Source organism: Polaromonas sp. P1_E3 (assembly GCF_056405935.1).
On the sequence record NZ_JBFUBD010000021.1, the window covers coordinates 1 to 18,294 of the forward strand.

The 18,294-nt window shown below is 64.3% G+C and carries 8 protein-coding genes, 1 other RNA gene and 1 pseudogene; all 10 read left to right on the plus strand.

What is annotated here, in order from left to right; translation table 11 throughout:
- Nucleotides 1–150 (plus strand): annotated as a pseudogene (locus tag AC1D0Z_RS05780) (5-methyltetrahydropteroyltriglutamate--homocysteine S-methyltransferase); the annotation flags it as partial.
- 636 nt (nucleotides 151–786) lie between these two features.
- Nucleotides 787–2,526 (plus strand): ShlB/FhaC/HecB family hemolysin secretion/activation protein, encoded by a 1,740-nt coding sequence (locus AC1D0Z_RS05785; protein WP_477657287.1) that lies wholly within the window; start codon nucleotides 787–789, stop codon nucleotides 2,524–2,526.
- Nucleotides 2,527–2,554: 28 nt separating this feature from the next.
- A complete protein-coding gene (locus tag AC1D0Z_RS05790; protein ID WP_477657288.1) occupies nucleotides 2,555–10,768 on the plus strand; it encodes a YDG domain-containing protein in 8,214 nt (2,737 codons plus the stop codon).
- Between the two features lie 63 nt (nucleotides 10,769–10,831).
- The gene (locus tag AC1D0Z_RS05795) at nucleotides 10,832–11,860 is read left to right on the plus strand and encodes an SPFH domain-containing protein (RefSeq protein ID WP_477657289.1); all 1,029 of its coding nucleotides are present in this window, start codon (nucleotides 10,832–10,834) and stop codon (nucleotides 11,858–11,860) included.
- 119 nt (nucleotides 11,861–11,979) lie between these two features.
- Nucleotides 11,980–13,497 (plus strand): DUF4178 domain-containing protein, encoded by a 1,518-nt coding sequence (locus tag AC1D0Z_RS05800; RefSeq protein WP_477657290.1) that lies wholly within the window; start codon nucleotides 11,980–11,982, stop codon nucleotides 13,495–13,497.
- 48 nt (nucleotides 13,498–13,545) lie between these two features.
- Nucleotides 13,546–13,767 carry a DUF350 domain-containing protein gene (locus tag AC1D0Z_RS05805; RefSeq protein ID WP_477657291.1) on the plus strand — a complete coding sequence of 74 codons (222 nt, stop codon included), beginning with the start codon at nucleotides 13,546–13,548 and terminating at the stop codon, nucleotides 13,765–13,767.
- Nucleotides 13,768–13,825: 58 nt separating this feature from the next.
- Nucleotides 13,826–13,901: non-coding RNA, sX9 sRNA (locus tag AC1D0Z_RS05810), on the plus strand.
- Between the two features lie 58 nt (nucleotides 13,902–13,959).
- Nucleotides 13,960–15,510, plus strand: coding sequence for a polyamine aminopropyltransferase (locus AC1D0Z_RS05815; RefSeq protein WP_477657292.1), 1,551 nt, complete (start codon nucleotides 13,960–13,962; stop codon nucleotides 15,508–15,510).
- On the plus strand, nucleotides 15,489–17,120 hold the full coding sequence (locus tag AC1D0Z_RS05820) for an NAD(P)-binding protein (RefSeq protein ID WP_477657293.1): 1,632 nt from the start codon (nucleotides 15,489–15,491) through the stop codon (nucleotides 17,118–17,120). Before AC1D0Z_RS05815 ends, AC1D0Z_RS05820 begins: the two co-directional genes overlap by 22 nt.
- A gap of 18 nt (nucleotides 17,121–17,138) precedes the next feature.
- A complete protein-coding gene (locus tag AC1D0Z_RS05825; RefSeq protein ID WP_477657294.1) occupies nucleotides 17,139–18,230 on the plus strand; it encodes a hypothetical protein in 1,092 nt (363 codons plus the stop codon).
- The last annotated feature ends 64 nt before the right edge of the window (nucleotides 18,231–18,294 follow it).

The window sequence follows — 18,294 nt, forward strand, 5'->3', positions numbered from 1 at the left end:
GCCAGATACGCACCGCTGGAGCAGCTCGCGCTGTCACCGCAATGCGGCTTCAGCAGCACGGTGCACGGCAACAACATCGCCGTTGAAGCGCAGCGCAACAAGCTGCGCCTGGTGGTCGAGACCGCGCGTGAGGTGTGGGGCTCAGCCTGAGCCGACGCCAACTGGCGTACGCTCCCTCTCCTCTCCTCTGCTTCCTTCCACATGGGCAAGGAGCCGCAGAAATTCCGGCTGACCTTCCGCCTGGTCCCTTGAGGCCGTCACAGGCGTTTGCCACCGCAGCCCCCTGGCTGTGGCGGTGAATTCCTGGTCGGCCGTTCATCACAGACCATCCCTTTCAACGGCTCGGCACCAGGCGGACGTATTGCATGGGCCTCCCCGATTGGTGGCCGAAATGCCCTGCAGACCGCTCTGGGTGTGCGCAAGCAGCTATCAAAATGATAACAATTGAGGTCTGGATACAGCGCCTCGGTTTTCCGGTTGCCGACCCTGAGTGCGGCGGTTCTTACCGGCCCTGACCTCCTGTTTACCTTGCGTTCCGGCGGGCCGCCAGTTTCTGCCCGGCGCATGCCCGCCCGAAACAGCGCCTTGTAGCAATAAGTTACAAATTACCAAATCCAACGGACTAGCGCCTGCCTGTCGCTGTTTAAACCTAAATAATCGTGGAAAAACAACCACTTACGGCGAATATTTCGCTCTTTTTAGCTGAAAATATTGGACAGCCGAGAGGCGACACGGTACAACCTTTGAACACATTTTGTTGCAACTGTCCATTGAAAGGGTTGCTCCTTGCGCAGTTCCGTTTTTCCGGTAGCCAAGCTGATGGCTTGGGGAGTTCTGGGTGCATCTGCAGCCCTGAGCGTCCCTGCGCTGGCGCAGGCTCGCGTAGACGTAAGGCCCGATGCCGGAACGCTGCTGGAGCCGCAAGGATCCTTGCCCCGTTTGCCTTCGCGCAATGAGCCGCTCCCGGAACTGACGCCCCCTAGGGCTGTGGCGCCTGTGGCGGGAACTGCCCGCATCACCCCCGCGGCATTCAGTTTTTCCGGCAACAGTGTTTTTTCCGGTGAGGCCCTTTCGGCCTTGCTGTCGAACCGGCTCCACCGGCCCACCGACCTGACCGGCCTCACGGAAGCCGCCAATGCCGTCAGCGCGCTATATCGGCAGAACGGCTATCTGCTCACGCAGGCCTATCTGCCCGAGCAGGCATTTCCCGCGGAAGGCGGAACGGTTGCCATCACCATCATCGAAGCGCGGATAGGGCGCGTTACCGTGCGCGTTGAAGGCGACGGCATCTCAAAAACGTTTGCTGAAGAGCTGGTGAACAGTCAGCTCCGCCCTGGGGACGCCGTCACCGAATACGCGCTCGACAAGCCTGTGCTGCTGTTGCGCGACCTGGCGGGGTATGACGCCGGCGCGACCGTGGAGCCTGGGAGCAACCTGGGCCTGGCCGATGTTCTGGTCACCGTCCAGGGCAAGGGCCCACGCGCCGACGGCTCGGTCAGCGTGGACAACCATGGCGCACGTGCCGCCGGCGCAACACGTGCCGTGTTGAGCGCCAACCTTAACAACCTGCTGGGACGCGGAGACGTTCTGGCGGTGAGCCTCCAGCAAAACGACCAGGCAGGCTCTGCCCTGTACCGCGCGGGTTACACCGTGCCGGTAGGCGTCGGTGGCACACGGGTGGGTGTCAGCGTGGTGCGCCTGGACTACGCGCTGGGCAGGCAATTCGAGCCTCTGGGGGCCAGCGGCCGGGCGGACATCGTCGGCCTCAGCCTGTCCCATCCTCTGCTGCGCGGGCGTTCCAGCAACCTGTATGGCCTGTTGAGCGCAGAGCAGAAAAAGCTGGTTGACGAGACGCGCACCCCGGCGCTCAAAAGCGAGCGTGACATCACGGCAGTCAAGGTGGGGCTGGCGGGCAACTTCATCGACGGCCTTGCGGGCGGCAACGGCCTGAACAGCTACGCCGTGAACGCCACCTTTGGCCGCCTCACGCTCAATGCCGCCGACCAGGCGCTGGACGATGGCCTCGGTGGCCTGCGCACCGCAGGCGGCTTCAGCAAATTGAACCTCGAATTCCAGCGCGCCCAGTTTTTTGAGGCCGCTTACAGCATCCACCTCGCAGCGCAGGTCCAGCTCGCGTCCAAAAATCTCAGCTCGGCCGAAAAAATGGTCCTGGGCGGACCCGGCGGCGTGCGCGGTTACCCGGTGGGTGAAGGCGTCGGCGACGCCGGCTTCCTGTTGAACCTGGAGCCACGTTACCAGCTGGCGCCGACCATTGGCGGTGAGCCGTTGACCCTGCTGGCGTTCTATGACTACGGACGTGTGCGCTTCAACCAGAACGGCCCCACCGTGCCCGGCAATACCAATGCCTTGAGCCTCGGTTCTGCCGGCTTGGGGGCGACGCTGGGACGCTCCGGCAAATTCCTGGTCAAGACCTACCTGGCCTGGCGCACCACGGCGGTGTTGCCGTCCACCGGCGACCCGGACCGCTCGCCCCGCGCCTGGCTGTCACTGCAGACCTGGTTCTAGGCCGGCCCTTGCAGCTTCCAAAAACATCATGACCACCACCCCATCCTCCGCCCATACCGCCTACCGTCCGTGGTCCGTGCGCACGGTGGTGGTTCGTCTGTCTCGCAAGCTTTCCGCCACCTATCGCATCCGAAGCGACCGGCGGCTCTCGCGCCTGCTCGCTGTGCTGCTGGCCGCCGTGTCACCTTGGGCCATCGCCCTTCCTGAAGGCGCCCAGGTGGTAGCCGGCCAGGCCAGCGTCAGCACGCCATCGGCCAACGCCATGGTGGTCAACCAGACCAGCGACAAGGCTGTGCTCAACTGGCAAAGCTTCAACATCGGCGCCGGCCAGTCCATGCAGTTTGTGCAGCCGGGCGCCTCGTCCGTTGCACTGAACCGTGTCATCGGCAACGGTGCCTCGTCCATTTTCGGCTCGCTGAGCGCCAACGGTCAGGTCTTCCTGATCAATCCGGCCGGCGTCATGTTCGCGCCGGGAGCCCAGGTCAACGTGGGCGGCCTGGTGGCTTCCAGCCTGGACATCGGCAACGGCGATTTCATGGCCGGCCGCTATTCCTTCAGCGGTTCGGGAACAGGCTCCGTCAACAACCACGGCACGATCAACGCCGCGCGCGGCGGCTACGTGCTGCTGGCTGCGCCCCAGGTCAGCAACACCGGCGCCATCAGCGCTGAGGCAGGCTCGGTTGGCCTGCTGGCGGGCTCTCGCGTATCGGTCGATACTTCGGGCGCAGGGCTGGTTCGCTTTTCGGTAGATGCCGCCGCTGCGCAGGCTGCCATTGAAAGCAGCGGCAGTATCACGGCCACGGGCGGCCAGGTTGCCGTGCTGGCCAGTGCCATGGGCGACGCGATGGCGACGGTCGTCAACCACTCCGGCGTGATACGCGCGAACTCGGCAGTCGAGCGCAACGGCACCATCGTGCTGAGCGGCGGCGCCACAGGCGTGGTGCATGTGACCGGCGAGCTGAGCGCCGCAGGTGCTGAAAACGGACAAACCGGCGGCATCGTCAAGATCCTGGGCGACAAGGTCGGGTTGGCGGGCACTGCCCTCATCGATGTTTCGGGAGACGCAGGCGGGGGCACGGCGCTGGTCGGCGGCAACTACCAGGGCCGGGGCCCCGAGCAGAATGCGGCAGCCACTTTTGTGGGCGAGCAGGTCCGTATCGATGCAAGCGCGCAGCGCACCGGCGACGGCGGCAAAGTGGTCGTGTGGGCCGACGACACCACCCGGTTCGGCGGCAAAATTACCGCCCATGCCGGCAGCGAGTCGGGCAACGGCGGCCTGGCCGAAGTGTCGGGCAAGCAATACCTCGACTACCGCGGCTTTACCGACCTGACTGCCGCCAACGGAAGCACCGGCACGCTGCTGCTGGATCCCTCCAACATCACGATCTCGACCGGCGCCAACTCGGGTGGCTTGAGCGCAGGCCCGACGTTCGAGAACGGCACCGGCACAGCCACCCTGAACGTCACCACCCTGCTCGGCCAGCTTGCGGGCGCAAACGTGATCGTCAACACCTCGCCAGGGACAGGCGGTGCGGGCAACATCACGGTTTCCAACAACATCGCCTATACCGGTGGCGCCGCCCGCTCGCTGACCCTCAACGCCGACGGCAACATCGCGATCAACGCGGCCATCAGTTCAACGGCCGCTTCACTGTCCACCAACCTGAACGCCGTGGGCACCACCACGTTCGGCACGAACGGCGCGTTGTCCACCTTCGGCGGCGATGTCGCCATTGCAGGCACCACGAAGGCGCTTCGAGGCATTACGACCACCGGCGGCACCGGCACCGGCAACCTGACCATCACGGGAAACGGCGCCGTGTCCCAGAGCTCCGGCGCACTCATCATCAAAGGCGCAACTTCGATCACGGCAGGCGCGGCAAACAACATTACGCTGGCCTCAACCACCAATGACTTCCAGGGTGGCCTGTCGGTTGTGTCAGGCAACAATGTTTCGCTGCGTGATGCCAATGCGCTTGTGCTTGGTGCTTCGGCTGTAAGTGGAACCTTGACGGTCGTCGCCGCCGGCGCCGTGACGCAAAGCGGCAGCCTGAGCGTGACCGGGACAACTTCACTCACAGCAGGAGCCGCCAACGACATCACGCTGAACAACGCAGCCAACAACTTTGGCGGGGCTGTTTCAACCGTCAGCGGCCGCAATGTTGCGCTGACTGACAGCAATGCGATCACCCTGGGTACTTCGGCCGTGTCGGGCACGCTGGATATCAGCGCGGGCGGCGCCATCACCCAGACCGGTGCGTTGACGGTGACAGGTGCCACCACGCTGGCCGCAGGAGCCGCCAACAACATCACGCTGAACACGGCAACCAACAATTTCACCGGCGCGGTATCGGTGGTGTCGGGCAACAACGTCTCGCTGCGAGACACCAACGCCCTGGCGATGGGCGCATCCACAGTCACGAGCAGCCTGAACCTGGTGGCCGGCGCCGCCATCACGCAAACCGGGGTCATCAGCGCGCCCACGCTGACGGCCAAGACGCTATCGGCAGGCACGGCAAACATCACCCTCAACAATGCGGCCAACGAAGCTGCCACGGTGGATCTGCGCGCCCGCAACGTTGCCGACACGGCCAATGCGCTGGGGGCAATTTCCTACGCTGACGCGACCGGCTTCGATGTGGCTGGGGCCGGCACCACGGGCGCGCTCACGCTGCAGTCCAACGGAAATATCACGCAATCGGGCGCCATGGTGGTGGGTGGCATCACTACGCTGGCCGCCGGCGCAGCCAACGACATCACCCTCAACACTGCGACCAATAATTTCGCCAATGTGGCGATCACCAGCGGCAATAACGTCGGCATCACCGACGTCAACGGCCTGGTGCTGGGCGCCTCCACGGTGTCAGGCAACCTCACGCTTGCGGCCGCGGGCAACATCACTCAGACGGGTGTCGTGAACGCTGCATCGCTGGCTGCCACCCTCACCGGCGCGACCAGTGCGCTGAATCTCGGCACGTCGGCCAACAACATTGCCACGCTCAACACCATTACCGCCCCGGGCGGCGTCACTGTTACCAACGGCAACAACGCACTTGCGGTCAACGGCGCCATCTCAACGACGAATGCCGCCGTGTCGATCAGCACAGGCACCAGTGGGTATTCGCAGGCTGATGTTGATATTGCCAGCGGTAGCGGCAACATCACCATCACTGCCGACTCGGTGGCCCTGGCCAGCAATACCGGCGGCAATGCATTTTCCACCACCGGCATCCTGGCACTGCGGCCTGCCACCGCAGCGCAGGCCATGTCGCTGGCCGGTGCCTCAGCATTTGACCTTTCCACTGCTGAAATCGCCTCGTTTGCCACGGGCGCCACCGGACCCATCGCTGTCGGCAACGCTGCCAGTGCCACGGGCGTGCTCACTGTGGGTGGGGCCGTCGATCTGACCGGCAAGGCCCTGGCGCTCAATGCCGGGTCGATCAACGATGCGGGCAGCAACGTGATCACGGCCGCAAGCCTGTATCTCAATGCCCGCAGCGGTGCGATAGGCGCCACCGACGGCATCGATGTTGCGGCCGGCACCCTGAGGGTCACCACAGTGGGCAATGCCAATGCCAGCGTTGTCGCACCGGGCGCAACAGGCATCAACTTCGGCGGCGGCGCGTCATCGGTTGGAACGGGAACGCTGGCCGTGACCAGCGGCAGTGCGGGCACGGGCGGCGGTGCCATCACGCAATCGGCGGCCATCACCGCCGGCACATTGACGGCCAAAACGCTCAATGATGCGGGCGCGGCGATCACGCTCAATACGGTAGCCAACAGCATTACCAATGTGTCGCTCAGCGCGCGCAACCAGGCGGACACCGCCAATGCCGCCGGCGGCGTTGACTACCGGGCTGCGGGCGCCGTGAACGTGACGCTGGCCAATACAACAGGTTCATTGGCATTGCAGTCAAACGGCAACATCACGCAATCGGTCGGTGTCGTGACGGCAGGCTCACTGGCGGTTGTGGGCACCGGCACCGGTGCAGTCACGCTCGGAGCGGCCAACAACATTGCGGGGCTCAACGCAGTCACGGCGGCTGGAGGCTTCACCCTCAACAACGGCAACAACGCGCTGGCCGTCAACAACGCGATCACCACCACGAATACGGCTGTGTCCCTCGCCAGCGGCACCGGCGCGACCACATTCGGTGCCAGCGGCGCCATCGCCACAGGCGGCGGCAACGTCACATTGACCAACAGCAACGCCGCCAAAGTGCTCGGCAACATCAACACCACCGGCGGCGCAGCCACCGGCAACCTGGCGATCACAGGCGCCGGTGCCATTTCGCAGCAGGCGGGCACTGCGCTCAGAGTCAAGGGCAGCACGACCATGGCGGCTGGCGCGGTCAACAACGTGTCCCTGACCAACGCAGGCAATGATTTCACCGGCGCGGTGGCTGTCACCACGGGCAACAACGTCAGCGTCACCGACAGCAATGCGCTGGTGATGGGCACTTCAGCGGTGTCGGGCTCCCTGACGCTGAATACGGCCGGCACCATCACACAGACCGGCGCGGTGACGGTAACAGGCGTTACTACCCTGGCCGCTGGCGCAGCCAACAACATCACGCTGGCCAACGCCGGCAACAATTTCTCCAGCGTGGCCGTCACCAGCGGCAACAACGTCTCGCTGCGCGACGCCAATGCCGTGGTGCTGGGCACCTCTGTTGCCAATAGCAGCCTGACAGTGGTGGCCGGCGCGACCATCACCCAGACGGGTGCCATCACCGTGCCCACGCTGGTGGCCAAAACGTTGTCCGCAGGTACGGCGAACATCACATTGAACAATGCCGGCAATGAGGTCGCCACGGTCGATCTGCGTGTCCGCAATGCCACCGATACAGCCAATGCCAATGGGGCAGTCAGCTATCGCGACGCCACCGGCTTCGACGTGGCCGCTGTCAACACCACGGGGGCATTGACGTTGCAATCCGGCGGCAACATCACGCAGTCGGGCGCCGTGACGGCGGCATCGCTGGCAGTTGCCGGCACGGGCGCAGGCTCGCTGAATCTCGGCACCCAGGCCAACAACATCGCCACCCTTAACGCCATCACGGCGGCGGGCGGCTTTGCACTGAATAACGGCAATAACGCCGTGACGGTGGCGGGCGCACTCGGCACGACCAACAGTGCTGTCTCCATCGACACCGGCACGGGTACTTACACCCAGAACGCCAACATCGATGTGACGGCCGGCAGCGGCCCCATCACTATCGCGGCGGATACCGTCAATATCGCCGCGAACACCGGCAACAACGCGCTGACCACCAGTGGCGCGCTGACACTCAAAGCCAAGAGCGCCTCCCGCACCATGTCGCTGGCAGGCGCTGCCGGCTTCGATCTCACGGCCGCAGAACTCACCGCCATTGCCACCGGCGCCACCGGCCCGATCATCATCGGCGACACGACCAGCACCGCCGCCATGACGATTGGCGGCGCGGTCAACCTGGCCGGCAAGACGCTCACGCTCAATGCCGGTTCCATCAACGATGTGGGTTCGCAAACCATCACTGCGCAGAACATCACGCTCAACGCCAACGGCCAGATCGGTACCGACGCCAGCAACGGCATCGACGTCGCGGCGACCAACCTCAGCGTCAACACCACCGGCAATGCCAGCGCCTTCGTGCGCAGCACGGGCGCTGTCAACCTGGGTGCAGGCGGCGCGGCGTCCAACGTCGGCAGTGGCACGCTGGACCTGACGGCGCTCGGCGCGCTCACGCAGACTGCTGGCACCGGCAACATCACGGCCGGCCTGCTGAAGGTCAAGACGCTGGCCAACGCCGGCGGCGCCATCACACTCAACAACAGCGGCAATACCACCACCGCCATCAACCTGCAGGCACGCAATGCGGCAGACACGGCCAATGCGGCCGGTGCGGTTCAGTACAGCAGCGCTGCCGGATTTGACGTGGCGGCCATTGCCACCACCGGCAATGCCACCTTGTCCGCAGGCGGCGCCGTCAGCCAATCCGGCGCCATTGCGGCAACGGGACTTGCATTGACGGGTGCGGCCAGCGCCTACGCGCTCACAAACGCAGGCAATGCCGTCACCACGCTGGCCGCCAACGCGGGCAGTGTGGACTACAAACAGGCAGGCGCGTTGATCGTGGGAACCGTCGGCGCGACCACCGGCGTCACGGCCAGCGGCGCGGTCAGGATCGAAACCACAGGCGCGGCCTCCAACCTCACGCTGGACAACGCCGTGACCTCCTCCGCCACCGGCGATGCCGTGGTCCTCAAGGCGGGCAGCGCCAATGCGGCAGGCACCGGCACCGGCGGCCAGCTTGTCAACAATGCGGGCGCGGGCGGCATTGTGGCGGTCTCCGGCCGCTACCTGGTTTACAGCGGCGACCCCGGCACCACGCTAGAGGGCGTTGCCGGCTACAGCAAGCGCTACAACAGCGACGCCAGCTATGTGCCGGCCGGCAGTGCAAATACTTTTCTCTACCGCGTCGCGCCGACCTTGACGGTTACGGCCGACAACAAGTCCAAGGTGTACGGCGATACCAACCCATTGCTTACCGGGGTGGTGAGCGGGCTGATCGACGGAGACACCCTCGCAGGCGTTGGCGTGAACTACACCACCACGGCGGTCGACCGGACGGCCGTGGCAGCCGGGCCCGTCGCCATTACTGCCGGTGTGGGCACCAACAGCGAAAACTACACCCTGGCCTTGACCCACGGTGCGCTCACCATCACGCAGCGCGCATTGACCGTTGCTGCCACCGGACAGAACCGTGTCTACGACGGCGGCGTTGCCGCTACCGTCACGCTCACCGACAACCGCCTCAGCGGCGATGTACTGACCGCCACCAACACCGCCGCCAGCTTTGTCGACAAAAACGTCGGCACCGGCAAGACTGTGAACGTCAGCGGCATTGCCCTCACGGGTGCTGATGCCGGCAATTACAGCGCCAACACCACGGCGACCACCACCGCCAACATCACACAGCGCGCGCTCACGGTTGGCGCAACCGGCCAGAACCGTATTTATGATGGCGGAACTGCCGCCGCCGTCACGCTCAGCGATAACCGGGTCGCCGGCGACGTGCTTGCCACCAGCAATACCTCGGCCAGCTTTGGTGACAAGAATGTGGGCACCGGCAAGGCGGTGAGCGTTAGCGGCATAGCCGTGACCGGTACCGACGCCGGCAATTACACGTTCAACACCACGGCCGCCACCACGGCGGACATCACGCAGCGGGCCCTTACGGTCAGCGCCACAGGCCAAAACCGCGTCTATGACGGCGGAACCATCGCCACCGTGACGTTGGCCGACAACCGCGTTGCCGGCGACGTGCTCGCCACCAGCAATACCTCTGCCGGTTTTGTCGACAAGAACGTCGGCACCGGCAAGACGGTGAATGTCAACGGCATAGCCGTGACCGGCACCGACGCCGGCAATTACAGCGCCAATACCACCGCAACCACCACCGCCAACATCACGCAACGCGCCCTTGTGGTGGGGGCCACAGCCCAAAACAAGGTCTACGACAGCAGCACCGCCGCAACCGTGACGCTGGCCGACAACCGGGTTGCCGGCGATGTACTCACGGCCAGCAGCACCTCGGCCGGCTTTGTCGACAAGAATGCAGGCGTGGGTAAAACCGTCAATGTTGGCGGCATTGCCATTACCGGCACCGATGCGGCCAACTACAGCGTCAACAGCACGGCCGCTACCACCGCCAACATCACGCCCGCTGCGATTGCGAATGTCACCGGCATCACGGCTGCGAACAAGGTGCAGGACGGCACCACATCGGCAGCCCTGGCAACGGGCGGCGCAGCGTTCACCGGCCGTATAGGCGCGGACATCCTGACGGTAGGTTCGGCTACCGGCAACTTTGATTCCCCTGCCGTGGGCAACGGCAAGCCGGTCAGTATCACCGGCATCACCCTCTCGGGCGCCGATGCGGGCAATTACACCTTGCAGAACACGACGGCCGCGACCACCGCCAACATCACGGCGGCCCCTGCCAACACCGCAGAGCGAACCGGTGATGCGCGCATTGTCAACGGCACCGCGCTGCCGGTGCTGGAAGGCGGCGGCGACCGCCAGCGTGCCCTTCGCCGCGCTGCAGGCGTCAAGGATGCCGATGGCAATGGAGCGTCCGATGCGCCGACCTTCCGCCTGGCGGGATTCCCCGATCCCCGCGCCGCCGGCCTGGCGCAGCAAGACTGCGTGGATCAGGGTGCAGGCCTCAATTGCACCGGAGGCGGCCAGGGCCAGTAAATAACGCAAAACGCCATTTTCGGCAGGTATCATGTGGCCGATAACCACTCAAGGGAGCGCGTCATGGCCTTAATGGACTTCATCAAGAAACAGTTCATCGACATCATCCAGTGGACCGAGGATGACGATGGCACACTGGCGTGGCGGTTTCCGATGGCCGACATGGAGATCCAGTACGGCGCCTCGCTGACCGTACGCGAATCGCAGATGGCGGTCTTTGTCAACGAAGGCAAAATTGCCGACGTTTTCGGTCCCGGCATGTACAAGCTGACGACGCAGACCGTCCCGGTGCTGACCTACCTCAAGAACTGGGACAAGCTGTTTGAGTCACCGTTCAAAAGCGATGTCTACTTCTTCAGCACCCGCCAGCAGATCGACCAGAAGTGGGGCACCCCTCAGCCCATTACCATTCGCGACAAGGACTTCGGTGCAGTCCGGCTGCGCGCCTTCGGCAACTACAACTTCCGCATTGCCGACCCCAAGCTCTTCCATACGGAAATCTCGGGTACCCGCGACCGCTACACCACGGCAGACCTTGACGGGCAGCTGCGCGGCCTGGTGCTGCAGAACATTTCCGCCGCCATTGCCGCCAGCAACATTGCCTTTCTGGACCTGGCCGCGAACCAGCTCGTGTTTGCGCAGGCGTTGGCGGCGCAGCTCGTGCCGGAATTTGCCAAGATAGGCCTGAAGCTCGAAGGCATGACGGTGCAGAACGTCTCGCTGCCCGAAGAGCTGCAGAAAATCCTCGACCAGAAAATCGGCATGGGCATGGTCGGCAACGACATGGGCAAGTTCATGCAGTACCAGACGGCACAGGCCATCCCGAAATTTGCCGAAGGCGGCGGCGGGGGTAGCGGTATTGCCGGCGACGCCATGGGCCTGGGAGCCGGGGTTGCGCTGGGCCAGGTGCTGGCGCAAAACCTGCAGCAGGGCCTACAGGGCAACGCAGTCCCGGCGGCTTCAGCTGCGGCGGTCAAGCCCGACGATGTCATGGCCACGCTCGAGAAGCTGGGAGAGCTCAAGACCAAGGGCATCCTCACGCAGGAAGAGTTCGACGCCAAGAAGGCCGAGCTGCTAAAAAAACTGGTCTGAGTATGTGGCCCCCACGCTTGTCACTTCGTGTACTACGCTGCCCCCCGAGGGGGCCGTCGCTTGCTCGGGGCGGCCCTTCGCTGCGCGTGCCTTCTGTCCGGCACTGAGCTTCATCTGCTGTGACTGACGTCACCCAGCAACGCGCCTACCGCGCGCCGTGTCCCGGCTGCGGTGCGCCCGTTGAATTCCGTAGTGCGCAGTCCACTCATGCGGTGTGCGGCTATTGCCAGAGCACTGTCGTGCGTGACGGCGACACGCTGTCGCGCATCGGCAAGATGGCCGAACTGTTCAACGACTTCAGCCCCCTGCAGCTGCAGGCCTCTGGCGTCCATCAAGGGCGCAACTTCACGCTGGTCGGGCGGCTGCAATACAAGTACGCCCAGGGAACCTGGACCGAGTGGCATGCCATTCTGGACGACGGCAGCGCGGCCTTCCTGAGCGAGGACAACGGCGCTTATGTGTTCAGCCGGCCCACCAGCCTGCAGCGCGCCGTACCGCCTGCAGAAAACTTTCGTGTTGGCGCCACCACGGCGATCAACGCCAAGCCATTCAGCGTGGCCTCCAATGAGAGCGTTGTGCTGTTGTCGGCACAGGGCGAGCTGCCGCGCCTGCCGGCGCTGGGCATGCCCTTTGCCGTGGTCGAACTGCGCAGTACGGATGGCGATGTGCTCAGCGTCGACTACGGCACGGCATCCGGTGGCGGCGCACCAGCACTCTCGCTGGGCCGCTCGGTGCTGCTGGACGAATTGAAGCTTACCGGCCTGAAGGACGAGTCTGCCAAGGAAGAAAACGGCAGGCAGTTCAGCTGTCCCAACTGCGGGGCGACTGTGGCGGTCACGCTGGCTGCCAGCAAAAGCATCACCTGCAGTTCCTGCAACAGCCTCATCGACCTGAGCCAGGGCACCGGCGCCGCGCTTCGGCATGCGATCCAGGACGAACCGGTTGCCCCGCTGATCGCGTTGGGAAGCACGGGCCAGTTGCTGGGCACGCAATGGCAGGTCGTGGGCTTCCAGCATCGCATGGGGTACGAGCCCGACGACCCGGATGAGCATTTTGGCTGGGATGAATACCTGCTCTACAACCGCAAGCGCGGCTTTACCTTTCTGGTGGACGCCACCGACGGCTGGAGCGTGGTCAAGCCCCTGACCGGCGCGCCCACCTTCAAGACGGGTGACGACAGCGCCACTTACCTCAAAACTACCTATCGCCTGCAAAGCAGCTACCGCGCCGAGACCACGTATGCTGCCGGCGAGTTCTACTGGCAGGTGGAGCGTGGGCAAAAGACCTTTAACCGCGATTTCGCCAGCGGCAGCGCGCTGCTGTCCCAGGAAGAAGCGCCGAAAGAAATTACCTGGTCCAGCGGCAGCAAGCTGGACGGTGACCTGGTGGCCAAAGCCTTCAAGCTTGAAGGCAAAAAAGACCTCTTCAAGCGAACGGATGCCAAGCCCCTGAGCAGCGTTTCAGGCGTGGGTTGCGGCACCATCGTGGTGGTGGTGCTGTTGATCCTGCTGGTTCTTTTGCTGGTCACACGCTGTTCGCGTTGCGACCCGAATGTCGAAAATTGCTCTTCGTCCAGCAGCTCGCGCAGTTCAGGCGGTTCATTCGGTGGCTATTCCGGCGGAGGCGGCCACAAGTGAGGCCGGCCCCGTTCTATTCAACCTGGCAGATTTTTTCTGGAGAACATCATGGGACTTGAATGGCTTAAACCCGCCGCATTCCTCGGCTCGATTTTGTTCGCGCTGATCGGCGTGATCATCTTCTGGCTGAGCTTCGTCATCATCGACAAAATGACGCCTTACGACCTGTGGCTGGAGATTGTCGAGAAACAGAATATGGCGCTGGCGCTGGTGGTTGCCGCGATGGCGTTAGGCATCTGCGTAATAGTAGCCGCCGCCATCCACGGCTAGGCTCGTTCCCGGCTACTGCGCGAACTGGGGGCGGCGTTGGCCGGTGCTCGGAATCCTCATGTACCCACAGGTACATTCCGGTTCCTGTGCGCCGTCCGCCTTGCCCGCAGTCCGCTCGCTACGCCCTTAACGCCGTGGTGATTCGGCTCGCTTCGCATCGCATGGTTTGCTACCTTCATCGGCATTTCTGTTTTGAACACTAAATCCCCCTCCACCGTTGCCACACCGCGCCCTCTTGAGGTCGCGCTGCTGGCCAGCGTCTTTGTGGTAGCGGCGTGCGGGCTGGTGTATGAACTGGCTGCGGGGGCCTTGGCGTCTTACCTGCTGGGCGATTCAGTGCTGCAGTTCTCCACCATCATCGGCAGTTATCTGTTCGCCATGGGCATCGGGTCGTGGTTGTCGCGGTTTTTCGAGCGGCAGCTGCCTGCCCATTTCTTGCGCATTGAATTGATGGTGGCGCTGGTAGGTGGCGCGCTACCGGCGATACTTTTTCTGGCGAATGCCTATGTGCCCGGCGCCTTCCGTTTTCTGCTTTACGCCTTGGTGCTGCTGGTCGGCACACTGGTGGGGCTGGAAATTCCGCTGGTCATGCGCATCCTGCGGCGCAACGTCGCGCTCAAGGAGCTGGTGTCGCAGGTGCTCACCTTCGACTACCTGGGCGCACTGGCCGTGTCGCTGGCGTTTCCGCTGGTGCTGGTGCCGCATCTGGGTTTGATCCGAACCGGGCTGTTGTTCGGCCTCATGAACGCGGTTGTCGCCGTGTGGGCGCTGTGGCTGTTTCGCCATGAGCTGAGGCACGTCAAGTCGCATGCCCTGGCTTGCCTGGGTGTCTTGTGCGCGCTCGGCGCCGGCTTTGTGGGTGCCAACCAGATCACCACGCTGGCCGAAGACCATTTCTACCAGGACCGTGTGATCTTTACGGCCACCACGCCTTACCAGCGCATCGTGGTGACGAACGGCCGCGGGGGCCACCGCCTGTTCCTCAACGGCAACCTGCAGTTCGCCGAGCGCGACGAATACCGCTATCACGAGGCACTGGTGCACCCCGTGATGAGCGCGCACGGTGCGCCGAAGACGGTAGCGGTGCTGGGCGGCGGCGACGGCATGGCGGTGCGCGAAGTCCTGAAATACCCCAGCGTGGAAAGCGTCACACTGGTGGAGCTTGACCCGGCCATGACGCAGCTGTTCAGCCAGCAGCCGGCCCTCAAGCGCCTGAATGGCGACGCGCTGCTCTCACCCAAGGTGCGCATCTTGAATGCCGACGCCTTCCAGTGGCTCGATAAAAACGCCGGCATGTTCGACGTCATCATCGTGGACTTTCCGGACCCGACCAATTTTTCCATCGGCAAGCTCTACACCAACTCGTTCTATGCATTGCTCGAGCAGCACCTTTCCGCCAGCGGTTATGCCGTCATCCAGACCACGTCGCCGCTGGTGGCGCGGCGCAGCTACTGGACGGTGGTGAGCACGCTGGAATCCGTCGGGCTCAAGGTAGCGCCCTATCACGCCAATGTGCCCAGCTTTGGCGAATGGGGTTTTGTGGTGGCGGGGCGGCGTCCGTTCAGCCCCACGACGCAGATTTCCGCCTTGCCTCCCGGCTTGCGGTTCCTGGATGCCCAGACCTTGCCGCTGCTGTTCGACTTTCCGAAAGACATGTCGCGGGTGCCCGCGCCCGTCAACCGGCTTTCCAGCCAGGAGCTGGTGCACAGCTACGAACAGGAATGGGGCAAGGTGCTGCATTGAAGCGCCGTCATTTCCTGGCCGCCTCCGCGCTGCCGGTGCTGGGTTGCGGAGAAACAGGGCATATCGAAGGTGGTTTTGCCGGCATCAGCCACGAGCGCGGCCATGCACTGCGGCCGGAGCCCGGCAAGGTGCGCAACCGGCCCGCACCTGCCACCACGCAACGCACCCGCATACTGATTGCGGGCGGCGGAGTTGCCGGCCTGGCTGCGGCCCGCGCATTGCGCCTTCGCGGCATGGACGACTTTGTGATGCTGGAGCTGGAGGACAGCGCCGGCGGCAACAGCCGCGCCGGTGTGGTCAGTGGTGTGCCCTGCCCGCTGGGCGCGCACTACCTGCCGGTGCCCGGGGATGCGGCGCGTGACGTACAGGATTTGCTTGAAGAACTCTCGTTGCGTCGGCGGGTGGCCGGCCGCTGGGTGTACGACGAACGTCATTTGTGCCATAGCCCGCAGGAGCGCCTGTTCATCAATGGCCAGTGGCAGGAAGGGCTGCTGCCGCTGCAGGATGTGGATGCTGCCGCGCTGGCTGAATACCGGCGTTTTGCGGCGCTGGTGCAGCAAATCTCGTCTTCGGCCGCCTTTCTGATTCCCGTGGCGGGGGTGGCCCTGGCGCCGCAGCACCGGGCGCTGGATGCCATGACTTTCGAGGCATGGCTGAACCAGCAGCAGCTCACCGGCGCGCCGCTGCGCTGGTACCTTGACTACTGCTGCCGCGACGATTACGGCGCGGGCCTGGACACGGTATCGGCCTGGGCCGGCATTCATTACTTCGCCAGTCGGCATGGCTTTCAGGCGCCCGGCGATGCAGCTTCTGCGGAGCGCGAAGCGGGTGTGCTCACCTGGCCCGAGGGCAACGGCTGGCTTACCCGCCAATTGGCTGCGCCTCTCGGTGAGCGCCTGTACGCCGGCCGCACCGTGGTTCGAGTGGCTGCGGGTCGGCATGGCGTGGAGGTCGATGCGTTCAATGCGGCCACCCAGACCGTCGAGCGCTGGCAGGCCGATCAATGCATCGTGGCCATGCCGCTGTTTGTGGCGGCGCGCGTGGTGGAAAACCCGCCGCCCGCCCTGCGCGAAGCCGCCGGCCAGCTGCGTTACGCCCCCTGGCTGGTGGCCAACCTGCACATCAGGGCCGCGCTGCACGACCGGCCCGGCGCCGCACCCAGCTGGGACAACGTCATCTACGGCGGGGACGCATCAAGCCGCGCCGCGCAGGCAGGCCTGGGTTACGTCGACGCCATGCACCAGAGCCTGCAGGCCGTGCCTGGCGCCACGGTGCTCACGCATTACCGTGCGTTCGGCATTGAACCGGCAGGCCGCAAAGCCTTGTACGAGAAGCCCTGGACGCACTGGCGCGACAGCGTGCTGGCCGAGCTGTCGGTGCCTCATCCTGATTTGCCCGGCAAGGTCACGCGCATGGACGTCATGCGCTACGGCCATGCGATGAGCACGCCGGTGCCGGGTGTGCGCAGCAGTGTGGCTTTGCGGGCGCTGCAGGGGCGTTTGCAGGCGCCCTGGCAGCGGCTGCATTTTGCGCACAGCGATTTGTCGGGGTATTCTGTGTTTGAAGAGGCGTTTACGCAGGGCCATCGCAGGGGGACTTCAGTGGTCTAGCGGCGGGCGGTCCGGCATTTGCAAGTGGAGGTAGCGATGGAGTTCGAGCAGATGTATGAGACCCTGGCCGCCTTGCCGGCCGGGGAACAACGGCAGTGGTTGCTGTCCGCGCTGTGCGTGGTGGCCCTGATGGCACTGGTGCTGCTTGCCGAGCGCCGCTACTTCAAAAAAAGCCAGAGAACCCGCAGCTGGCTCGGCTTCAGGCTGGCATCGGTGCTGCTGGCACCGCTCACCATTGCTGCCGTGCTGGTGCCGTCCCGGTCGGTATCGGGCATGGAAGCCCTGGCGGTTTTTTATGGGTCCATTTTTATCGCCGTGCCGCTGCTGTGGTTTGGCGGGCATCTGCTGGTGGGCCGCTCCTTGCGCCCGGCGTTAACGGGTAGCGAATGCATGACGCTTTCTATCGTGGGCATCGGCATCCTGGCGATTCCGGCCACGGCGTTTATGTACGCCCAGTTTCCTCTGGAGCAGGCGACACGCAACCTGGCGGTCCAGCGGCAAAAAGGGCCGGACTCCACGCCGCTAGCGCATGCCGTCGGCCCGCTTCAGCGCTTTGCCATGCCCGGGGCCGGTGTGGTGTTTGCACAATCACTGATCGCGCCGCGTGGCGTCCGGCTGGAACGCGTGGACGTGCGGCGCAATGGGCCATGGTACGACACCAAGGGCACCACGCAAGAGGCGTTTTGCTCGCAGGGCGACGACCTGCACCTGATGTGGTCGGCTGGTGAGGAAGCGCCACAGCTCCGTCTGCATTGGGTGCAAGCCAACGGCCAGCGCGTGAAGGGAGAGTTTTTTGCAGACCCCGGCACGGCGCCAGCAGACACCCCTGAGTTCTCAATCGCTTTTCGGCCTGACGGCTTCGACCCGGTGGCACCGATTCCCCGGGTGCGGGCCTATCTCGACCTTCTCCAGCGCGACGGCACGATCTACACCCAGTTGCTGAACCCGCTGCAGGCTGGGGAGACGCTGCAGAACAACTGCCTGATGCAGGGCTACAAGCGAGTGCGGTCGCCGGACGAGGGAGTGGTGCAGAAGGTTTATGTCACGTTCCGCCTGCCGATGGGGACGCCGGCTTTGCGGGGGGTGGTTGTGCGGCCGGCTGGCGGGTGAGAGGTGTTGCCAGGTCTGGCGCCTGGTACCAACACAGACCGGATAATGCCTCCACGCTATGACG

Bases quoted from the DNA above. Each gene is read 5' to 3' on its own strand.
- AC1D0Z_RS05790 (WP_477657288.1), top strand. From the start codon at position 2,555: ATGACCACCACCCCATCCTCCGCCCATACCGCCTACCGTCCGTGGTCC.
- AC1D0Z_RS05795 (WP_477657289.1), top strand. From the start codon at position 10,832: ATGGCCTTAATGGACTTCATCAAGAAACAGTTCATCGACATCATCCAG.
- AC1D0Z_RS05820 (WP_477657293.1), top strand. From the start codon at position 15,489: ATGGGGCAAGGTGCTGCATTGAAGCGCCGTCATTTCCTGGCCGCCTCC.
- AC1D0Z_RS05805 (WP_477657291.1), top strand. From the start codon at position 13,546: ATGGGACTTGAATGGCTTAAACCCGCCGCATTCCTCGGCTCGATTTTG.